Here is a 20,813-nt window from a genome sequence, read left to right as displayed (position 1 = left end):
GGTTTGCAATAATGCCTCTACTTGTTTTTCTGGAGATTGCTTTTGCGCCATGTGATATATTCTACGGCGCTATGTGCATCTATCTACTTTTTATTTTTTGCACTACCCCGATTTATTGAGCGGATACCAGTGATTCATTTTCTAACTACTTATCTTTAGAAGCTCTTACAGAAGTAGAACAGCAGGAACTTCTGCAAATTAGAAATGACTTTCGACGCTACCTTACAGCAGGCAAAGTTTCTGAAGGTCAGGTAAAGTTCCTTGCAGCTGCTCCTTTACTAAGATTAGCTGGTTTTTATCGCTATCCTATCGAGATTCTTTTGGAGGAGAATATTGCTGATATTGAAGTTGAAGATGAAGATATCAGAATCAAAGGAAGATTTGATATTTTAGCTATTAGTAAAGCTAAACATACAAAACCTCAAACATATTTTTGGGTACTGTTAATTGAATCTAAAAATAGTCAGATTGATATATCAACTGGTTTATCTCAGCTACTCACATACTCTTATAAAAATTTAGATAATCAAAAATCAGTTTGGGGATTAACGACTAATGGGAGAAGTTACCAATTTGTCTATATAGAACAAGGGAATCCCCCGATTTATTACCTTTTACCAGAACTAAATTTAATGGAAAGTGAGCGTTCAAGTCAGTTGCTACAAGTTTTAAAAGCAATTTGTCAGCTTTGAAAGCCACAACAAGAAGACGTTTTTTGCGATTGTGCCAGGTAACGGAAACGTAGAAACCGCAATACTTCGTGCTAAATGACTTGTTTGTGAATCTTCACAATTTCCTGTAAGCCTTATATGTTACAGTTTACAAGTCTCGACGCGAGAAAAGAGAACCCCCACCACATAAACACCCAAATGTAACTTATAACCCCACCAACCCCAACCTGTAGGCGCAGAACCTGTAAGCGCAACCACGGGTGTAATACCAGGCAAATGTCCCTGCGGTGTCACTTCAGGTCTGAAGGTCAGGTCTGAGTAAGATAGCCACTCTCCTTTTCGCCATCCGACGCGATCGCCAAACTTGTCGTAGTCTTTTCCAACGCTTTCCCAGATTTGCTTTTGCACACTAAACCCAAAGTGTCCATTGCTGTATTTTACCCACAGTTGGTCAATGGTGCGTAAGTCAGCGCAAGGAAAATTATTAATAGATTCAGAATCTAGCCAGCCTTCTTTGCTTCTGCCAGTGGCTTTGAGCATAACAGCCAAAGTTTCTTCATCCGCTTCTTTCCACTGTCTAGCTTTAAGTAAATCGCGCAACCACGTATAGTCTATGCTTTTCTCAGACGGGAGATTATCAGTCTCCTGTATTGGCTTTGCAGTGGTTGTTTGAGTAGGTTGCTGTTTTTTTTGCAATCGCTTGGCTTCTTCTTCTAGTATGCTCTTAGCTATCTGTCGTCCTTTTTCCTGGTTTTGCTTTTGGTCTTCTGCTTCCTTATCGATGAGGGCTACATCTTCATCTTTAAGCTTTAGGTATTGCTGTAATTTTTTCAAATCCGCTTTAGCTTTTTCCCCTAACGGATATCCTTGTTCATCTACTAACTCGGTAAAGATTTGCTTGTATTGATCCAGATTTTCTCTGTATTTACCATAAGGTTCTAATACTTTATCTAGAACTGTACGGGCTTCTTCATCAGTTAATCCTAGCTGTTCTTGTAAATGCTTCAATATTTTGGATTCCACTAAAGAAATCTCGCCATCATCTGCAAATTCTTCAACCTTCTGGCGATACTCAGCTATGGCAGTTTCCTTTGTTGCCAGTGTCAGTTTCTGTTGACGCTCACTTTTCAGTTGCCAAGCAGCAGCCCTAATTCCCTGAGCTACGTTTGTGAATGCATCGTCTCGATTAGTCCAAGAGGTAACAGGTTCGGCATTCTTGGGCAAAAATTGCAGTTTAGCAAAGGGTGTATGACTCCAATCAACCCTTCGCAGAATAATCGGGATGACACAAGCTTTTCCTGTATTGTGATGTTCTATTGCTGTGGTGACTTCAATCTCCCAGCAATAATTAGAAGCGATAAAGTCTGAACTGACGAGTAACAGAATGATATCGGCGGTATTTAAATTCTCATTAATTTGGTAATCCCACTCCTCTCCAGGTAATATCTTGCGATCGTCCCAGCTTGAAATTACACCTTGCCGTCTCAAAGTACTTAGATGATTAGCTAGTTCATCCTTTAGAGATTCGTCTTTGTGAGAGTAGGATAAGAAAAGCTTTAAGGGTTCCTCTGGCATTTTTGGTCTAAGGAGTAGGATAAATCACGCTTTAAGCAAATTATAGTGTTTTTACCTGATTTGCTTGAGAACTAACACCTTAAGCCCGATCGCAATACACTGCACCAAAACTATGATCAGCATTAATCTCAATCACTAGATCAACCACTGTCGGATCTTTTACCAACGGTTTGATGAATAATTCCGGGTGGAGCGATCGCCAAAAATAATTGACAAATTGCTCTATCTCTGCATTGCTCATTCCCAATTTACCCGCAGCAATCATCTGTTGTTCTGCCTGTTTTCGCCACTCCAAAGAACAGCGATAATCGATGGGATACAACACAATTAAACTGTCTAATCGCTCCCACAGTGGTAAATAATCGTGGAGGCGAAGATTCATATCACGGGCAAATGCTCTATCTTCATCTGTGAGAATTGGCGGTGGTGCAGTATCAAATACATCTGCGTTAATTGGCCGCACACCCACAAACCAACCTTCAAATAGCACAATATCTACACCTGTTACCATTTCTGGAGTGGTGCGATCGCCAGCACCTCCAAAAGCAGATTTATCAAAACGGGGAACCATCACCGAACTTTGCAACTGGCGGATTCGATCTAGTACATTTAAACCTAAATCTACATCGTGGGTTCCTGGTGGGCCGCGCCAAATCAAGCGGGGATCTTGTTGTGTTAAAACCAAGCGATCGCTGTAAGTTTTATATAAGTCATCCAAAGACAAACTCACACTCCGGTATCCCAACTGATCGAGAATCAAGCTGAGAACCTTAGACATTGTAGTTTTACCAGTGCCTTGTCCTCCCAATATTCCTTGAATCAGAGGGCGGTTTAACTGTTGGCGCTGCGATGCTAACTTGATTCCCAACGGCAGCCACAAGTCCCACAACACCTGTAACATTTCCTTGGGTTCGATTTGGAGAGTAGTTTGGCAAAATTGACTAAAAGCTGGGAGAACAGATTTTAGTAAATGCGATCGCCTTTCGATTACTTCATCAACATTGTCGGGCGTGATCCCAAAAGCTTTTGCCCTTAACCTATCTGCCAATGCTGCTTCTTTTGCTTGCTGTTGCCAAGTTTCCCCCAGCCCACCGTTTACTAAAATTTCGCCCAGCCACCAACTCATAATTTACTCCTCCCTGCCCCCTGCCTCTTCTCACGATCCCAGCTTAAAGGCTTCGAGAAACAGGCCGTAAATGAAACCAACTTTGAGCAGATTTAGTGATTCTACGAAGAGCGATCGCTTTGCGAAAAAGGTCTGGCTGTAAAATATCCTACTAGTCACTTCCGTCAATACTACTAAAAAACCAGCGACAAAAATATCTAATTCTGCCCGTTGACCGGCTGTAGTGGACATTACGTTTGCTAGAAAAAAACCGAACAAAAAACTCATGATCAGCAACGATAGCCGCCGCCAAGGATTTAAAAACCATTGCCCCAAGCGTGTAGCAATGGAATCGAATAAGTTATTGAGACGAGTGTTTTGCATTACAAGGGCTTCTGGGAAAAAGTCAAGATATCTTAAAATATCTCTTATATTAAGGAGGATACTGGTTTTATCATCAGGTTGTTTGTTAATATTGTAAATATATACTGGATGTCCAGTGTTTATTTAAATTTGCCAATTTTATCATCTTCAGGGAAGTACAGTTTCTTGGAGAATATTTGGAAGCTATAAATATTTAGTTTGATCCCCCGAAGGTAGCCTTCAAAAGTGGGAAAGTGGCTCAAATATCCTTTTTTTGAGGGTAAGCAGTTCCTTGAGGTGGTTCAGCAAGAGCTAACGGGAAACCCTTCTTCTTTGCCTGGATTCACCGTGCTGCCTTCCCATTGTGCGGATTTACGATAATCTTCAAAGGCTTTCCAAACATTCTTGTAAGGTGGCTTTTAATAGTAGGAGATAAAGTATAGCACTTAGATTTATCTAAAGTTTGGCAAAGTACGCCTTGTTGAGTCCGTTAGCGGTTTCAGGAAAGTTTAATTTTTTTATCCAAATGAATTGGCTAGTTCGCTATCTAATTTTCTTGTTTTTATCCAAGTCTAGCGTCAAGACAAAAAGCAATGGGTGTCTGTACCCCTTGTTTGTCAAATATCAAAGAGATAATTTCTTCCAAATATTTTCTAATCAAAATGATACTTGTAATATATTGGTATGCCCAATTGTAGGAAAGTCTATATTAAGCTACTTTCTATGATTGCTTTTTGTGATAATAGGCTACTATTTGGTCAAGCCTAAACAAAATATTTATTTCTAATAACTATCAATATGAAATCTTCGTTATATCGTAACCTTGGTGTTACAGCTTCTTGCTTGGGACTGCTTGTTGCTCTAGTAGCATACTTTGGAGTGAGCGTATCTTTTGAGTCCACAAACTCAGATACATCTTCACAACTACCAGCTGAAACTACCCAGTGGGAAACAACTTCCTCTACACCCGTTTCACCTGAAAAAGGTATTTCCGTTAGTCTATCTACTCCAACAACTACCCCAACTAATCAAGTAGACCATAGCATTAAAGAGAACACTTATCCTGTCTTGGCAGAGCGTGATAAATCAGCAAGCATTGCCAAAGATCAAGGAACTTTACGAATGAGCAATCAAACAAATCAGCCTGTACGGTTGGCCCTACTGGCACGACAGTCGGTAGCAAAAGGCTCTGATACTAAACAAGCTAACTATGATGTACCGGCACATTGGGATTTTGCTCCCCAAGAAGGTAGTGACAAAGGACTAATTCTATCCCTACCTAAGAACAATTTAAAGCTGGAGAAGGGAGATATTTTAATTGCTTTTGCACAAGATGGTTCCCGTCGTTACTGGGGCCCCTATGTTGTCGGCGAAACTCAATTACCTAAATGGAATTCCCAAAATAAAGAATGGCAATTAGTACTGAGTCCATAGTTCATATTTAAGTCAATTCAGTTATTATCAGCAATACAAGTTTAAGAAATTATCCAAACAAAAAAATTAACTCCAGACTTAGAAAAGGAAATCCAAACTTTGCTGAAGTCGAAAGCTTTAAAATCTAGTAAATTTAAAGCTTTAGTTTACTTAAATTAACTTTGAATATAAAAAATTGCCCCGCACTTACAGAAGCTAAGTGTGGGGATATTTCACTAGACTGATTTTACATAACGTTAACCGGCAACAGGAGCAATTTCTCGATGCTAATACCACAAGGCGGAAGTCAAAAGTCAAAAGTCATGAATACAGCGTAGGCGTTTCGTTCTTCTTTTGGTATGAAGTACAACGGAATCTGTTCACTTTAGTTGTACGTGAGCATATTTTTGGTAATCTTAATAGTGATGGCATTATATAAACTACATAAATAATGGTTTTTGTCAATGCGTAAGCTCTAGTAATTAAACGAACATAATATGAGTATAAGAAAATTGTTGAATTTGAGCCTTGTAAGAACAAAAGATAGATAACTAACGACTATTGATTATTGATTAGTGATTGTTGACTATTGACTAATGAGCATGAAATTGAGTGTTAAGCACACTGTTGATCAGTGGTTCAACAAAATAGCAAAGAATCCAGCCCTTGGTGTAACTGTGTCGATTTTGTGGTTGATAGTGATTGGCTGGATAGCTTTTGGGTGGAATTTGGGCAACACTGGCTTAATTGATGAGACAGAGCCGTTGTTTGCCGAAGCTTCGCGCCAGATGTTCGTCACAGGTGATTGGATTACCCCATTTTTCAATGGTGACACTCGTTTCGATAAACCTGCTTTAATTTACTGGTGTCAAGCGATCGCTTATGCAATTATTGGGGTGAATGAGTGGGCAGTACGACTTCCTTCTGCGATCGCAGCATTCGCCTTAGTTTGTTTAGCTTTTTATACCGTACAGTGGTATTTCGCTAGACAAGACGAATTAGAGCAAGTTTCACGTCCTACTCGCCGCTATTTAACATCTTTTATCGCAGCAGCGCTCATGGCACTCAATGGCGAAACCATTATTTGGGCGAGAATAGGTGTCTCTGATATGCTGCTCACCGGATGTATGGCATCAGCTTTGTTATGTTTCTTTCTAGGATATGCAGGGAAGGAAGGGAGCAGGGGGAAGGGAGCAGGGGGAGAAGAATTAATAACCAATGGCCAATCCCCAATGCCCCATGCCCCATTCCCTAATAAGTGGTATATAGCTTGTTACGTGCTGATTGCTGGCGCAATTTTGAGTAAAGGGCCAGTGGGAATTGTCTTGCCAGGGCTAATTGTTGCCGCTTTTTTGCTTTATGTGGGAAAGTTTCGAGAGGTGTTGCGGGAAATGCGCCTTCTCGTGGGTATGCTGATAATTTTAGGTTTATCAGTGCCGTGGTTTGCTTTAGTAATTTGGCGCAATGGCTGGAATTATATTAATGCCTTTTTTGGTTATCACAACCTGGAACGCTTTACAGAAGTAGTTAATGGTCATTCAGCACCTTGGTATTTTTACTTTTTAGTGGTGCTGTTGGGGTTTGCACCATACTCAGTGTATTTACCAATCTCTATAGTAAGGCTAAAGTTTTGGCAGCGATCGCACTGGCGATCGCTTGAACGTTTTCAGCAGTTCGGTTTATTCGCCTGGTTCTGGTTTGCTAGCATCTTTGTTTTTTTCAGCATTGCTGTTACCAAACTCCCTAGCTATGTATTGCCTTTAATGCCAGCAGCAGCCATCCTAGTAGCCCTGTTGTGGAGCGACTTTTTCCAGGATACACAGGCTAGGCAAACAACTCCTGTTTCCTCCTCTCCCCTTGTCTCTGCCTCTAGCACTCCTCCCATTTCCCCCTCTTTTCTGAGAGTTAGTGGTTGGGTGAATGTAGTGTTTTTATCAGTTCTGGCAACAGCACTGTTTAACATAACCCACATCTTAGGTACTGATCCAGCTATAAGTAACTTCCACGAACTAATTCAACAATCTGGTTTACCAGTAATAGCCGGCGTAATGTGGCTGGTTTGTGCCGTTTTAGTTGCGGGTTTATTACTAAGCCACCGATGGAACTACATTATCGGTATTAATTTAATAGGGTTTGTGGCGTTTTTAATTTTTGTCTTAACTCCTGCTTCGTTCTTTATTGATCGAGAACGTCAATTACCATTAAGAGAATTGTCTGCGGTCATTTTAGAAGCAAAACAACCAAATGAAGAATTGCTCATGCTTGGCTTCAAAAAGCCTAGTGTGGTATTTTACAGCCGCATTCACGTAAATTATTTAAGATTTCCCCAAGAGGCTATAGAGCATATTCAAAACCAAGCTGCTAAGGGATTACAACCTCCATCTCTGCTGCTATTGGCTGAACAGAAAAAGTTTTTACAAATGGACTTACAGCCAGATGATTACAAGAGTTTATCGACCAAGGGGGCTTATAGCTTGGTTCGAGTTCCTTTTAAGAAAAAGAAAAATCAAAAGATAGACATATCATAAATAGTCATTAGTCATTGGTCATGGGTCATTGGTTATTCACAAAAAACAAAGGACTAATGACTAATGACCTGATTAACATTTGTCATTGTAACCGTTGACAGCTAAAGCATTATTGATCTGGTTTAATAGGTCTTCCATTGATATTGATCGCGGTAATATTTGGGTAGCGATCGCACCAACAATACTTTCTATAGATTCCAAACCATTCTTCTTCTGCTTGTCAATTTCCCTGTAAGCTACTCCAGGTTGAAAACTGGTTTCTAGGCGATTTAATCGCTGATTCAGTACCAAAATTGGTGGTAATTTATCAGGCGAATCTCCTAATGTTTTCAGTGCTTTTAGCACGTCTTTATGGATAGCGGATTCTCCTAAACAAATTAGCAGTAAGTCAACGCTTTGGTGGCGAATTTGTTGTAACACTTCTGCCCAACAGGGACTCATCGCCGCTTTGAAGCCTGCTGTTTGTAGGTACTGAATTAAAGCTTGGAACCACTCAGACCCCCGTTCAGCAGTTTCACTACTAATTGAGCAATTTTTTGCTGTTCGATAACCTTTAACTTGCTTGCGTCTTACCTGTGGTAAATCACGCAGCATTGTCAAATCCACTACCAAGATGTTAGGAGGGCAGCAAATACCAGAAGCAATTTCCAGTACTGATAATAAAGCATCTGTTTTCTCAGTGCGATTGCTATTGTCTTTGGTAAATGGTGTTAAGTAAGGAAATACAGATAACCCTGGTATTTTAGAAGCTATTAGCGTAGTAGCAACATCACAAGTAACAAGTGGTAGAGCCGCCAAACGTGGGTGTTGAATTAGTTGTTGCAGATAAATTTGGGCGGTGGTACTTTCAACATCTAGCAAAATGACATCAAATTGCCATACCCGCGCCAAAAGTTCTGCTTGATCTAAGTCATCTACTTCAATCACTCGGTGTTCTCGAAGTGAGGGGTGGGGATTGACCGATTCCAATTGGGGATTCACCAACCTAAGAATTCGCAGTGGGGTTTTAGTCGGGGTAATTGCGCTATTGTCTAACCCTTGCTGCAAAAGTGCTTGTGCAGTACATAATTTTTCTAAAACTGGTGCTAAAACCTGATGCTCTACTGGCAAACTTAAGAAACCATCGGCTCGGTTAGCAAATGCTTGCTCCTTTTCTGCTCCCGTTGCGGTCACAATTACAGATATATGACGGGTTGCGGTGTCAGATTTTAGTAAAGTCAGCACATCCCAGCCTGATAGTAGAGGTAGCAACGGATTCAAAAATATCGCGATTGGTTGCAAGCGCCGAGCTTTTTCGACTGCTTCTGTCCCCGATCGCGCAATCACTACCCGATATCCTAAACCTTTGAGTTTTTCGGTCAAGTCTTCAATATATCGGGCTACTGCCTCGACTACTAAAACCAACCGTTGCGAACTGGCGGGATGATGCTGTGTGGATGTATTAACCTGCTGACGAGCTGCTACGGGGTTTTCTCGTGTCTGTTGGTATCGTGTCTCTTCCTCTTCTCTGATGCCCATATCTGGTTCAGAAAAGCCTGTTTTTGGGGGACTGGGTGGCAGAAGTAGTGTAAACTGGCTACCTTTTCCTTCACGAGATAAGAAACTGACATCTCCTCCGTGGAGACGGGCTAGGGCCCGAGTTAATACCAGCCCCAAACCAGTGCCTTCAAATTGGCGGGTGAGGGGATTTTCCAATTGTTGGAATTTTTGAAAGATTAAGTGCTGCTGATGTTCAGGAATACCAATGCCTGTATCCCAAACCGTAAAGGCAATCCATCCTTCCCAACGGCTCACCCGCAGCCCGATTTCGCCAGATATTTCGGTGAATTTAAAGGCGTTGGAAAGTAGGTGTACTAGCATCTGACGTAAGCGCAATTCATCTGCCACTATCTGGTCTAAACCTAGTTCAATTGAAAGGCAGAATTCGGGAGCAGATGAACGAGCATTTTGTTGAGTTTGGGATGTTGTTTTAGGAGTTTGAGTGTGGATGGCTTTGGCTTCTGATAGGGCGCGATCGCACACAGCACTAATTTTGACTGGCGTTAGCGTCAAATCCATTTGTCCCGTTTCCATACGGGTCAAATCTAAAATGTCATTGACCACACTCATCAAGTGACGACCACTTTGATGAATCAGTCCCGCATAACGCGCTTGACGCTCGTTAAGTTCTCCCAACTGCTGATCCACAAGCAAGCGCGATAGTCCTAAAACGGCAGTTAGGGGAGTTTTGAGTTCATGACTAATACAAGCTAAAAACTCATCTTTGAGCCGATTGAGTTGAATTAAATCAGCATTCTTTGCTGCTAATTCTTTGCAAAGCTGCTGTTGTTCAGTGACATCAGTAGCTAAGACCAACCACAAATCATCGCTGAGTGCAGCCTTATCTTCAGCACTCATGGTTTGAAGCTCAGGACTGTCTAATGGAATTTTGGCAAACTGCCAGATTCGCTCCTGACCATTTTGCACTTCGACAACGCAAGTACAAGTACCTACTTGACTATCCAGATAGCACCGGCTGTATACAGCATCTGCTGATGCTTCTTGCTGGATCAGTTCTTGTTCACTACCATGCTCATTTTCCCCACCATTGGGATAAACCTTGATTGCTCGTTGAGTGACATATTCTGGTTTTTCAGAGAGCTTAGGGGCAAGTATTGCCTCCACCTGTTGCCTAACTCCTTCTGGATCTTTCAAGGTTCCTAATTGCTGCCACCAAGCGGGATTTCGTGCTACCACCTCGCCAGTACTCGTTTGCAACATCAAAGGCCAAGGCAGTCTTTCTAGCAACTGTACCAACGGCTGGTGTCCCAATGACTTAGGTTCTGGCGGCTGTACACCAGCATCATACTCATGGCAATGCTCACCAGATGACCTCTGTCCGGCTGAACTTAGTGACCCAGCCATGCGTTCCTTAGCCAACAATCGCAACAGGCGTGAACTATCCAGCAGCCCTAAATATTGACCATCAGAGTCAATCAGCGCCCAATCTAATTTCTGGTGTTTTTCGACTTGTGGATAACGCCAGTGCAAGCTTAATTGCTCTACACGCTCAGAAGCTGATATTGTCTGTATTGGCTCAATTAGACCTTGACCCCAGGTAGAGATTGATTGGTGTAAATTTAAATTTTTATCGTCACTATGTGTTAATAATTTTTGGATTAAACGGGCAGAATACAGCAATCCTATAGGGCAGTGGTGTTGATTCACTACTACCAAGCGATCGCACTGCTCTTGCTCAAAAATCTCTAACACCACTGCCAGAGAACTTGTTTGGGGGCAGCTAGGTACGGTTGCCTGAAAGTTATAAAGCGGGTAATCTAGCATTAACATAGGGCTTTGGGGGTCATTCTTCCTGTGGAACCCTCCGGCATTTCCATCTGCCAACTGTTGATGGTCTTTTCGCCTGAAGTCATATCCTCTAAGAAGACTCATATAAGCAACTTTGGTTATTTCAACGCCATTAAAACAACGGGATTTCCCCTCACGGACACTTGCTTGCGGACGAGTGCATTTTTCACGAGGCGACGTTTCTAATTTCTAGCAACTAGCCTCCCCAGTGTCTTACTGGTATTTAAACTCCTCATCGATAGCGACAGCTAAAACAATTATGGCCCCAAAGAATCGCTTTAGAACCTTGAGGAATTATAATGATTTAGAATAGGACAATCCTTTAAGTTCGTTTAAGTATCTTATCAAGGAGCAAAAGAAAGAAATCTATCTATACAAATAGATAGATATGTAAATCATCAATTCTATACTGTGTCTTGCTATGCCGACAGATACCCCATCATCAAAAACCTACTAAGTCTTATTACTCAGTTGCTGCACTAGGTTGTTGAGTGGCTAGCACTATCTGCTAAACATAGAGCGTTATTTTGGGGTGGAATTACCAGTTTACTGCACATTTAGTATTCCCTTAGAAGCGTTAGCCAAACTTATCAGCACACGTTTCTTGGTCAGGGCGATCAAGGAGATAGATTCAAGAATAAATGTTATTACCGATATTGATTCTGCAACCTGATGTTAATAAATCTTTAAATAATCCAGTAGGCTTAGACAACCAAAAAAGTTTGAGCACGTGGGCGTGGAAACTTATTGACAGGATTATTGCCCAATTTTGCTATTTACCTGCTGCTGCAACTACCTCTGGAAAAATCAACTATTTACCAAATTGGCTACAACAAAATTCAAATAAGGTATGCACTGACAAGTACATCTACCTGTTCGCCAGTAACACCCAAAAAAGTCAACAGCATTTTCAGGAGATGACTCCATCAGAAAGGCAAGGATTATTAAGACAACTCAAATTAGATTACAGTTTGATTCTTATAGATTATTTTACCACAGATAAAACGCTCAAAGAAAAAATTGATAAATTTATCAATACTATATTTTATGGTAATATTCCTGTGCCCCAAATCATCGAAATTCACATGGAGGTAATCGAAGAATTTTCTAAACAGCTAAAATTAGAAGGAAGGAGCAATGAAACGTTACTTGATTACCGTCTAACGTTGATAGATATCCTAGCTCACCTGTGTGAACTCTATAGGAGTTCGATTTATAAATAAATTAAACTTATAGATGTTCAACTTGAAACAAGCTACCTCTATTAGTCAAAAAAGAGGGAAAGGGGCACAAAACTTGGAGCAAGGGGAAAACACTATAAATAAACGTAGCTGCTCTCAAACAAGGACGTATTTTTTCTCGTGCCAAGACCTGAAATAAATATTTTATTTTTGAGCGTAAATCAGTTTAGTTGCTCTGAAACCCTTGAATGCAGGGAAATTTCAGAAGCTTTCTCTCCTGCTACTCTGCCTCTTCGGTTACTCACAATGTGCGAACAAATATTGTATTTATATTCTCATTACTAGTTTGTAAGTGTATGAATAAAGCCAGAAAAACCTACGTTCTCAAGCTTTACGTAGCAGGTAATACTCCTAATTCAGTTCGGGCATTAAAAACACTCAAAAATATTTTAGAACAGGAGTTTAAAGGTGTTTATGCTTTAAAAGTAATTGATGTACTGAAAAGCCCACAACTGGCAGAAGAAGATAAAATATTGGCAACACCAACATTATCTAAAATTTTGCCTCCACCAGTTCGCAAAATTATCGGGGATCTTTCAGATAGGGAAAGAGTATTGATTGGATTAGATTTGCTCTATGAAGAACTAAGTGAAGGAGATTTTGAAGAGTAGAATCATTAATGATGCAAAATACCATTTATAAAATAAGTTTTAACTGTGTAGGCGAGCTATTTTGAGAAATAGTCTAGAAAAAATAGAGTCTAAAATTTAGTAAAAAACAGTCTTTAATAACCCTTTTGTTATCAAGCAATGAGTGAAAACGAGCAAGTAACATCAAAAAACACACCGAAAATTAGGGGCGTAGAAAAAATTCGCACGATGATCGAGGGGTTTGACGATATTAGTCATGGTGGTTTACCAGTTGGTAGAACTACCTTAATTAGCGGCACTTCAGGTACAGGCAAAACTTTATTCTCTCTTCAGTTTCTCTATAACGGAATTACCTACTTTGACGAAGCAGGAGTATTTGTTACTTTTGAAGAATCACCCAGTGATATTATTAAAAATGCTCATGTTTTTGGGTGGAACCTGCCACGCCTAATCGAGGAAGGTAAATTATTTATTCTCGATGCATCTCCCGATCCTGAAGGTCAGGATATCGTTGGTAATTTTGACTTATCTGCACTAATTGAGCGATTGCAATATGCTATTCGCAAGTACAAAGCTAAACGAGTTTCAATCGACTCAATAACAGCAGTATTTCAGCAGTATGAAGCGATGGGAGTAGTCCGGCGCGAGATTTTCCGCCTAGTAGCACGTCTAAAACTACTGAATGTCACAACTATTATCACAACTGAACGTAGCGAAGAATATGGCCCCGTTGCCTCTTTCGGAGTGGAAGAATTTGTTTCCGATAATGTAGTAATCGTTCGCAACGTTTTAGAAGGAGAACGCCGCCGTCGTACAACTGAAATTCTCAAGTTGCGTGGCACAACTCATATGAAAGGCGAGTATCCTTTCACGATTACTAATGAAGGGATTAACATATTCCCACTGGGAGCAATGCGCTTGACTCAACGCTCTTCTAATGTCAGGGTATCTTCTGGCGTTAAAATCTTAGATGAAATGTGTGGTGGTGGTTTCTTTAAAGATTCGATTATTTTGGCAACAGGGGCTACAGGTACTGGTAAAACCCTGTTAGTAAGTAAGTTTATTCAAGATGGCTGCCTCAATGGAGAACAGGCAATATTATTTGCTTACGAAGAATCACGCGCCCAACTATCTCGTAATGCTTCCTCTTGGGGAATTGATTTTGAAGAGTTAGAACATCAAGGTTTACTCAAAATAATTTGTACCTATCCCGAATCAACTGGTTTAGAAGACCACTTACAAATTATAAAATCAGAAATTGCTATCTTCAAACCAGCTCGCATCGCCATTGACTCCCTATCAGCATTAGCTAGAGGAGTGAGCAATAACGCATTTCGGCAGTTTGTAATTGGTGTGACGGGTTATGCTAAACAAGAAGAAATTACTGGTTTCTTTACCAACACAACTGACCAATTTCTGGGAGCGCATTCAATTACTGACTCTCATATTTCCACGATTACCGATACAATTCTAATGTTACAGTACGTAGAAATTCGTGGAGAAATGTCGCGGGCAATTAACGTATTTAAAATGCGCGGGTCTTGGCATGATAAGGGCATTAGAGAGTATAATATCACTGCGGATGGCCCAGATATCAAAGATTCTTTCCGAAACTACGAACGGATTATCAGCGGTGCTCCTACTCGCGTTAATATCGATGAAAAGGCGGAACTTTCTCGCATTGTTAGACGTTTTGAAGACAAACAGAGTTCCGAACCCTAAATTTAGTATCGTAGTATATTCTTTCCTAAATTTAGTATCGTGCTATATTCTGTGGTGAAGAAAGGTTTTCTGCCGCTAGATTGATTTTCGTGTGAGGGATGCGGTGAAAGGACAGCAATTATTCCATAGCTTATTGCCTGGTGTGACGGCAGCGGTCTTAACAACTCAGCCTGCTTGGGCTGGTACTGTAAAACTAACTGGGGTACAGCTGGCGTCTTCTCCTAATGTTTTGACTTCAACTTATGGTCAAGGCTTGGTTGTGGACATCATGAATACGCAACTGCATAACGGTGCAGATGTTAGTATTCCAAACCTAGTACCTGCTTTCGGTTTCACCAAACTTAGTATGAAGCCTTTAAGTAACAACAGTGTTCCAGTGTTTACGGCTGAAAATACTGTTGTGCCAATAAAACAAGTACTTAAGAAACATGAAAGTAAACTTTTCAGTTTGACACCTACCTCTAATGCTTCCCAGCAGCTAGATGTCAGCCGTTCTGCTCAAAATAACCAAAAAAACAGTAATTCAAACGTTTATGGGCAGGAATCAAACAGGATAGTAGTTCCCAACTACACTTCAAAACCTTCTTCTGTTCAAAAAGAAATTTTGCCCCTGTCTTCTGCACAGCAGCCAGTGGTTCAAAAGGTAAATACTGTTACTCAGTTGCAAACATTTTTACAAACTTCAGCTACAGGTGTAGGATCGGCGAAACTGTTGTCAGCGCAAAGATGTCCACAGGAATTGGGGAAAAGCAAAACTGATTCCTCAGCTACTTTGCTACTGACCTCTAGCACCTGTTTACAACAAAATGCTGGTGGCTCCCGCGTCGCTCAGAGTAATAGCCCGATTCTACCAGATTCGACCTTAACTCCGACTGTGCCGGAAACCGTAACTCCTGTACCAGAGGATTCAGTCCAATCTCCCACTGTACCGAGAACCGTAACTCCTGTGCCGTCAGGGCCAGTACAAATTCCAGAGAACCTTATTCCCAGTTCAAATCCCTTGCAGTTTCCCACCAAACCAGAGGAAGTGAGACTTCAGGGAAATCAGCCGATTACTTTGGCACAGGCTCTGGAGCTAGCACGGCGTAATAATCGGGATTTACAAGTGTCTCTATTGGAGCTAGAACGCAATCGAGCGGCTCTACGTGAGGCGCAAGCGGCCTTATTACCCACTCTTGGTGTTAGTACGGATATTACTCGCAGTCAGTCTGCTGGAAATCAGCTTCAGTTGGAACAAAGAGAACAACAGACGGGTATACCACAGCCAGGAGATGAAGCTAGTACATCTTTTTCCGGTCAAGCACAACTCTCGTATAACATCTACACCTCTGGGAGAGTACAAGCTAACATCAGAGCGGCCGAAGAACAGGTGCGTTTTAATGAGTTGGCTGTAGAAACTCGGTCTGAAGAAATCCGCCTGAATGTTGCTACTGAATACTACAATCTGCAACAAGCAGATGAACAAGTACGCATTGCCCAGTCGGCTGTGCAGAACTCCGAGGCTAGTTTGCGTGATGCAGAAGCTTTAGAGCGAGCTGGGGTTGGTACGCGGTTCGATGTGCTGCGTTCTCAGGTGAATTTAGCAAATGCCCAACAAGACCTAACTCTTGCTAGATCCCAGCAGTTAATTGCCCGTCGTCGTTTAGCAACTCGGTTGAGTTTGCCGCAGGCGGTAAATATCAGTGCGGCTGACCCTGTACAATTAGCTGGTCTTTGGAACGAAACGCTAGAACAAAGTATTGTGCTGGCTTTTCAAAATCGTCCCGAACTGCAACAGTTTTTGGCACAACGCAATATCAGTGAACAACAGCGTAGGCAGGCCCTTGCGGAGCTAGGCCCTCAAGTTAGTTTGGTAGCCAACTACAGCCTACTAGATCAGTTCGATGATGGTGTCAGCGTTACTGATGGTTATTCATTGGGAGTTAGGGCAAGCCTAAATTTGTATGATGGAGGAGCCGCAAGAGCAAGAGCAAATCAATCCAGAGCTAATATTGCGATCGCAGAAACTCAATTTGCCGAACAGCGCAACCAAATTCGCTTTCAGGTAGAACAAGCTTTTTCTACCCAGCAATCTAGTTTGGAGAATGTTCAAACCGCTAATACCGCTTTAGAACAAGCAAGGGAAGCTCTACGTTTAGCGCGTTTGCGATTCCAAGCTGGTGTAGGCACTCAAACTGATGTCATTAACTCTGAAAACGACCTCACAAGAGCTGAAGGTAATCGAGTCACAGCAATTTTGGATTACAACCGCGCTTTAGCCCAGTTACAACGGTCTGTTACCCTCAGAGGACTACGCTAGTACTGCTGACTCATCTCTCAATTAAAAATTTTAAAAGTCTCATTTTTCAATAATTACATTGAAGAATGAGACTTTTTGGTAAAAAACGTATTTGTAACAGCAATTTTGTGAAATGATGTAGCATAACTGAGTGTTCGTAGTTTACCGCCGTAGGCATCGCTCGCCTTGTCAAAGACTTATGACTAAAGTAACATCTCAAGAAATTGCACAGTTTCGCTCTCAATTGGCAGATGATCCTAGCGATATGGAAGCGCTAGATGTGATTGAAGACTGTGATGGAGATTTAGAAGATGCAGCGATGACGCTAGCTATCCGGGCAGGACAGCAACCAGAAAGAGCAAATTCCGAGTGGTTAGATGCCTTGGCTAGAAAATGGCGTGTGGTCATTTGCGAACAAGAATATCGAGAAGATTTGCTTAATACTTCACCTCAAAAGATGATGGAACATCTAAAAGCAATGCCGACGTTTCCTAAAATTTTGGCAACACCAGTTTTGATATATGTCCTCAAGCAAGGCGTGAACAATTTTTGTGAGCCACTAGATTTGCTTAAGTGATCAGCCGATGTATATTTAACTTCTGCTTAACTTGTGCGATACTTACGGCGGGCTACGCCTATGTGGTTTGTAGTTGAATTCAATACAAGCCTAACTCCAACCCCTTCCTCGCTAGCGTTGGGGAGTAAAAATCAAAGCCTTTGCAAACTCCTAACTCCTAACTTCTAACTCTTAACTCCTACCCAATGCAAGATTGATTCTACCAAGACTGATACGCTGTAATTAAGGCAAAACTTCTATTAGACAAATTGTAAAATTAATGAATTACCTTGTTGCCGTATTACCAGACCGCATTCAAGCCGAAGCTGCTTACTTAGCTTTAGAAGAAGAAGGCATAAACAGTACCATCCTCGGGAAGGGGTATAAAACGGCTGACGAGTTTGGCTTAATTGACCCTAAAGACCAAGCCAAAAAGCAAGCACAACTGATGGCAACCTGGCTGATACCGTTTGGCTTTTTTGCAGGTTTTACATTTAGCCTGATCACTGGTTTAAATACTTTTGCCTGGGCGGGTGAGGTTGGTAATCACATCGTTGGCGGACTATTGGGTGCTGCTAGTGGTGCTATGGGTGGTGTATTTGTTGGTGGCGGAGTCGGTTTACTCTTTGGTAGTGGTGATGCTTTACCTTATCGCAACCGCTTAGATGCAGGTAAATACTTGGTTGCCGTTCAAGGTTCTGAAACTCTCACTCGACAAGCAACCCGAATATTACGTCAGTTTGATCCAGAAAATATCCAAGGTTATGCTGACACAGGTAACGTGTAATAAATGAATCATAGTTTACACATTACAACACAGAGGCTTGAGCTACTTCCTTGTTCTTTGGAAGTGGCACAAGCGGTAATTACAAGAAATAAATCACAAGTAGAGAGGCTTTTAAGGGTCTTGGTTGTCTGACATACTCTCATTTAAACAGCACTTTGAGTAGATGGCGGCTTTAATGGTACTTCATCAGTCTCGGCACTAAAAGCATCTGCCAGTTCAGGACTAGCGATCGCTACGGCACTCTCATGCCATTCATGGATGATCGCGTCAATTATCTCCCATGCTGTAGTTGAGGAATCTATCAACCGAAAAGCCTCACTCAGTTCCTTGATAAAGTCTTGCAGATCATCTTTCTTCAAACACACTCAGCCATCCATAAGGATGTTCAAAACCGATTTTCTTTCCCAGTAACAAAGAGAAGGCGACAGTTAATGCCTCAAAATGCTGCCTTTACGAGAAAAGTCACTCCTCTCGGCGCAACAAGGCAAAAGACTGATCGTTGCGAGTAATTGTCACTGGACGTTCTAAAGCTTTGTCCAAAATTCGCCCAGGCTGACGATTCAACTCAGTGGCTGTAATTAACTCATCTGAATAGATATTGCCGAAAGTCCCGATAGACATAGGTTATGCGTTTTTAGTCAACGCCGACCGAGTTTTATGCTTGCCTTTGGTGGTAGACTTGCGAAAAGTAATAGCACCAGATTTGATATCAGTCGTCAGGAGTGCTAGTGCTTCTGATACTCGACAACCAGTGAACACGCAAATCCCAAACAGAGCGCGATGGCGCAAGCGCCCGCCGTAGGCGATCGCGTCGGCTAAGTAATGCCTCCGTCAGTAATCGCTTGAGAAAGTTAAAATCAAGATAGTTATAGCAGATTAATTCTCAATTGATAACTTATAATTTTTAAGAATGTTGCCACGAGAAGAACTTTTAAAAGGTGTTGAAAATCGAGATAGTGTAGCTCGTGTAATCGATCAAGCGGAGCAAGCCATCAAAACTTGGGAAGTAGTTTTGACTGATTTTCTATCTCCTCCAGAATTGGTGGAAATTCAACGGGTGTTTAACCGATTAACAGAAGTGCAATTAGTTGCGTGGGGCGGATATCCGCAAGCTGAACGCCAAAGAATAGCGATCGCTCGTTCAGAACTTCCCTTAGATCAATCTCAAGTCAGTCTTGTCGCTGTGGAAATTGCTGGTAATTTCCTATTTGATACTGCCTCTCATCGTGACTTTTTAGGCGCAATGTTGGGAACAGGAATTGTTCGTGAAAAAACAGGAGATATCATTGTCTTGGGAGAACGGGGGGCGCAGGCGATTGTCGCACCAGAGTTAGTGGAATTTTTGGAAATGAGTTTGAAACAGGTGCGATCGGTTCCTGTGAAAACTCAGCGAATTGAGGTAACTGAATTAAAGGTTCGGGAACCCAAGAAAAAAGACTTAACTACTGTAGAGGCTTCTTTGCGGTTAGATGCGATCGCATCTGCTGGTTTTGGTATGTCTCGCAGCAAAATGGTTGATTTCATTGATGCTGGTGATGTCCGCGTCAATTGGAAGGAAGTTACTCAAGCTAGTTCTCAAGTCAAATCAGGCGACTTAATCGCCATTCGCTCTAAAGGGCGTTTAGAAGTTGGGGAAATCGCCGTTACTAAAAAAGACCGTTACCGAGTTCAATTAACAAGATATATGTAATAAGTGAGGAGTGAAAAGTTAAGAGTTTAAAATTTACCACTTTCTTAAACTACAAACTCCTAACTCCTAACTATATACTTAAGCTTTAAAGTGTTTTGCTAACATAGTTAGCAGAAGTTTGCGCGGTACTAGCCGAGATAGTTTGCTTCTAATTTGAGTGGTAGTATCAGAACTAATAACAGTTGGATAGCCTTTTTCCAAAGCCTCTAAACATTCACAAACCACTTTTTTACAAGAATACACTTTATCTGTACTGCTTGCCAGCGCTGGAGGAAAATTAGCTTCTGTAAAAAAGTTTGTTTCTATTGGGCCTGGACAAGTGACTAAGACACGGACACCATATTGACGATTTTCTGCCCATAGCGCTTCACTAAAGCTTAGAATAAAAGCTTTAGTGGCAGCATAAACAGAAAGGTATGGTATCGGTTGAAATGCGGTAATAGAGGATACGTTAATAATACTTCCAGACCGACGTTGCCGCATCAAGGGTAGAAATTTATGAGTTAAATCTACCAATGCTAAAACGTTTAATTGCACAATTTTAATTTGTCTTTCTCCATCCCCTTCAGCAAAGTCGCCATAGTAACCAAAACCAGCATTGTTGATTAGTAAGTCAATGGTTAATCCTTTTGCTTTAGTGGCATCAAATACAGCAGTAGCTGCATCAGATTCCGTGAGGTCTTTGATTATAACGTCTACTTGAATTTTGTGTTCTTCTTGTAGTTGTTTAGCTAATTGATTTAGTTTATCTTCGGAACGAGCAACGAGTACAAGATTTGTTTTGCGTGCAGCTAGTTCTTGAGCAAAAGCTTCACCAATACCACTAGAGGCACCAGTAATTAGAGCGGTTGGCATTCTACATATTCAGATAGTTGTTAAGCATATTATTAATTTTAACTATGCTGCCTATAACTTTTAACTACCCAAAGTGATATACCTAAAAGGC

The 20,813-nt window shown here is 41.4% G+C and carries 16 protein-coding genes and 1 pseudogene; 10 read left to right on the top strand and 7 right to left on the bottom strand.

Translation table 11 applies throughout. The features are described 5' to 3' along the window. Window positions 1–128 precede the first annotated feature (128 nt). Window positions 129–692 (top strand): annotated as a pseudogene (locus H6G96_RS06785) (restriction endonuclease subunit R); the annotation flags it as partial. A gap of 120 nt (window positions 693–812) precedes the next feature. On the opposite strand, the gene H6G96_RS41170 reads toward H6G96_RS06785, so the two are convergent. The 3 genes from H6G96_RS41170 to H6G96_RS06765 all read right to left on the bottom strand — a co-directional run bounded on the left by H6G96_RS41170 (window position 813) and on the right by H6G96_RS06765 (window position 3,735). Next, window positions 813–2,246, bottom strand: a complete 1,434-nt coding sequence (locus H6G96_RS41170) for a GUN4 domain-containing protein (protein WP_242063187.1) — start codon at window positions 2,244–2,246, stop codon at window positions 813–815. Window positions 2,247–2,325: 79 nt separating this feature from the next. Next, window positions 2,326–3,372: a glycerate kinase gene (locus H6G96_RS06770; protein ID WP_190910722.1), complete on the bottom strand. Its 1,047-nt coding sequence runs from the start codon at window positions 3,370–3,372 to the stop codon at window positions 2,326–2,328. A 30-nt stretch (window positions 3,373–3,402) separates the two neighbouring features. Continuing rightward, the gene (locus H6G96_RS06765; RefSeq protein WP_190910721.1) at window positions 3,403–3,735 is read right to left on the bottom strand and encodes a DUF565 domain-containing protein; all 333 of its coding nucleotides are present in this window, start codon (window positions 3,733–3,735) and stop codon (window positions 3,403–3,405) included. 777 nt (window positions 3,736–4,512) lie between these two features. Here H6G96_RS06765 and H6G96_RS06760 point away from each other — a divergent pair. Then, window positions 4,513–5,148 carry a hypothetical protein gene (locus H6G96_RS06760; RefSeq protein ID WP_190910720.1) on the top strand — a complete coding sequence of 212 codons (636 nt, stop codon included), beginning with the start codon at window positions 4,513–4,515 and terminating at the stop codon, window positions 5,146–5,148. A 575-nt stretch (window positions 5,149–5,723) separates the two neighbouring features. After that, complete coding sequence (locus H6G96_RS06755) at window positions 5,724–7,655, top strand: glycosyltransferase family 39 protein (RefSeq protein ID WP_190910719.1); 1,932 nt, start codon at window positions 5,724–5,726, stop codon at window positions 7,653–7,655. 72 nt (window positions 7,656–7,727) lie between these two features. On the opposite strand, the gene H6G96_RS06750 is transcribed toward H6G96_RS06755, so the two are convergent. Continuing rightward, the gene (locus H6G96_RS06750; protein ID WP_190910739.1) at window positions 7,728–10,985 is read right to left on the bottom strand and encodes a hybrid sensor histidine kinase/response regulator; all 3,258 of its coding nucleotides are present in this window, start codon (window positions 10,983–10,985) and stop codon (window positions 7,728–7,730) included. A gap of 659 nt (window positions 10,986–11,644) precedes the next feature. Between H6G96_RS06750 and H6G96_RS06745 the strand changes: the two genes are divergently transcribed. The 6 genes from H6G96_RS06745 (at window position 11,645) to H6G96_RS06720 (ending at window position 18,177) form a co-directional block, all read left to right on the top strand. Next, window positions 11,645–12,226: a KaiA family protein gene (locus tag H6G96_RS06745; RefSeq protein WP_190910718.1), complete on the top strand. Its 582-nt coding sequence runs from the start codon at window positions 11,645–11,647 to the stop codon at window positions 12,224–12,226. 314 nt (window positions 12,227–12,540) lie between these two features. Beyond that, a complete protein-coding gene (kaiB, locus tag H6G96_RS06740) occupies window positions 12,541–12,855 on the top strand; it encodes a circadian clock protein KaiB (RefSeq protein WP_190727728.1) in 315 nt (104 codons plus the stop codon). Between the two features lie 138 nt (window positions 12,856–12,993). Further along, window positions 12,994–14,556, top strand: coding sequence for a circadian clock protein KaiC (gene kaiC, locus H6G96_RS06735; protein ID WP_190910717.1), 1,563 nt, complete (start codon window positions 12,994–12,996; stop codon window positions 14,554–14,556). 103 nt (window positions 14,557–14,659) lie between these two features. Beyond that, window positions 14,660–16,855, top strand: a complete 2,196-nt coding sequence (locus H6G96_RS06730; RefSeq protein WP_190910716.1) for a TolC family protein — start codon at window positions 14,660–14,662, stop codon at window positions 16,853–16,855. Window positions 16,856–17,033: 178 nt separating this feature from the next. Beyond that, window positions 17,034–17,411 carry a hypothetical protein gene (locus tag H6G96_RS06725; RefSeq protein WP_190910715.1) on the top strand — a complete coding sequence of 126 codons (378 nt, stop codon included), beginning with the start codon at window positions 17,034–17,036 and terminating at the stop codon, window positions 17,409–17,411. Window positions 17,412–17,670: 259 nt separating this feature from the next. Continuing rightward, window positions 17,671–18,177, top strand: a complete 507-nt coding sequence (locus tag H6G96_RS06720; protein ID WP_190910714.1) for a hypothetical protein — start codon at window positions 17,671–17,673, stop codon at window positions 18,175–18,177. Window positions 18,178–18,320: 143 nt separating this feature from the next. On the opposite strand, the gene H6G96_RS41165 is transcribed toward H6G96_RS06720, so the two are convergent. Next, entirely contained in the window at window positions 18,321–18,536 is a 216-nt protein-coding gene (locus H6G96_RS41165) for a hypothetical protein (RefSeq protein WP_242063186.1), read from the bottom strand. A 103-nt stretch (window positions 18,537–18,639) separates the two neighbouring features. Continuing rightward, window positions 18,640–18,798 (bottom strand): hypothetical protein, encoded by a 159-nt coding sequence (locus tag H6G96_RS41160; RefSeq protein ID WP_242063185.1) that lies wholly within the window; start codon window positions 18,796–18,798, stop codon window positions 18,640–18,642. A 289-nt stretch (window positions 18,799–19,087) separates the two neighbouring features. Here H6G96_RS41160 and H6G96_RS06710 point away from each other — a divergent pair, with 289 nt between their 5' ends. Continuing rightward, window positions 19,088–19,867 (top strand): photosystem II S4 domain protein, encoded by a 780-nt coding sequence (locus H6G96_RS06710; RefSeq protein ID WP_190910713.1) that lies wholly within the window; start codon window positions 19,088–19,090, stop codon window positions 19,865–19,867. 78 nt (window positions 19,868–19,945) lie between these two features. Here H6G96_RS06710 and H6G96_RS06705 read toward each other — a convergent pair whose 3' ends face one another. Further along, window positions 19,946–20,722: an SDR family oxidoreductase gene (locus H6G96_RS06705; protein WP_190910712.1), complete on the bottom strand. Its 777-nt coding sequence runs from the start codon at window positions 20,720–20,722 to the stop codon at window positions 19,946–19,948. Window positions 20,723–20,813 lie beyond the last annotated feature (91 nt).

It is taken from the genome of Nostoc sp. FACHB-892 (genome assembly GCF_014698795.1).
Taxonomy (GTDB): domain Bacteria; phylum Cyanobacteriota; class Cyanobacteriia; order Cyanobacteriales; family Nostocaceae; genus Nostoc.
The sequence above is the reverse complement of the archived record's forward strand: the minus strand, read 5'-3'. Positions and strand labels throughout refer to the sequence as shown.

Bases quoted from the DNA above. Each gene is read 5' to 3' on its own strand.
- H6G96_RS06705 (WP_190910712.1), bottom strand. From the start codon at position 20,722: ATGCCAACCGCTCTAATTACTGGTGCCTCTAGTGGTATTGGTGAAGCT.
- H6G96_RS06725 (WP_190910715.1), top strand. From the start codon at position 17,034: ATGACTAAAGTAACATCTCAAGAAATTGCACAGTTTCGCTCTCAATTG.
- H6G96_RS06745 (WP_190910718.1), top strand. From the start codon at position 11,645: ATGTTATTACCGATATTGATTCTGCAACCTGATGTTAATAAATCTTTA.
- H6G96_RS06720 (WP_190910714.1), top strand. From the start codon at position 17,671: ATGAATTACCTTGTTGCCGTATTACCAGACCGCATTCAAGCCGAAGCT.
- H6G96_RS06755 (WP_190910719.1), top strand. From the start codon at position 5,724: ATGAGCATGAAATTGAGTGTTAAGCACACTGTTGATCAGTGGTTCAAC.
- H6G96_RS41170 (WP_242063187.1), bottom strand. From the start codon at position 2,246: ATGCCAGAGGAACCCTTAAAGCTTTTCTTATCCTACTCTCACAAAGAC.
- H6G96_RS06760 (WP_190910720.1), top strand. From the start codon at position 4,513: ATGAAATCTTCGTTATATCGTAACCTTGGTGTTACAGCTTCTTGCTTG.
- H6G96_RS06750 (WP_190910739.1), bottom strand. From the start codon at position 10,985: ATGTTAATGCTAGATTACCCGCTTTATAACTTTCAGGCAACCGTACCT.
- kaiC (WP_190910717.1), top strand. From the start codon at position 12,994: ATGAGTGAAAACGAGCAAGTAACATCAAAAAACACACCGAAAATTAGG.
- H6G96_RS06710 (WP_190910713.1), top strand. From the start codon at position 19,088: ATGTTGCCACGAGAAGAACTTTTAAAAGGTGTTGAAAATCGAGATAGT.
- kaiB (WP_190727728.1), top strand. From the start codon at position 12,541: ATGAATAAAGCCAGAAAAACCTACGTTCTCAAGCTTTACGTAGCAGGT.
- H6G96_RS06765 (WP_190910721.1), bottom strand. From the start codon at position 3,735: ATGCAAAACACTCGTCTCAATAACTTATTCGATTCCATTGCTACACGC.
- H6G96_RS06770 (WP_190910722.1), bottom strand. From the start codon at position 3,372: ATGAGTTGGTGGCTGGGCGAAATTTTAGTAAACGGTGGGCTGGGGGAA.
- H6G96_RS41160 (WP_242063185.1), bottom strand. From the start codon at position 18,798: ATGTCTATCGGGACTTTCGGCAATATCTATTCAGATGAGTTAATTACA.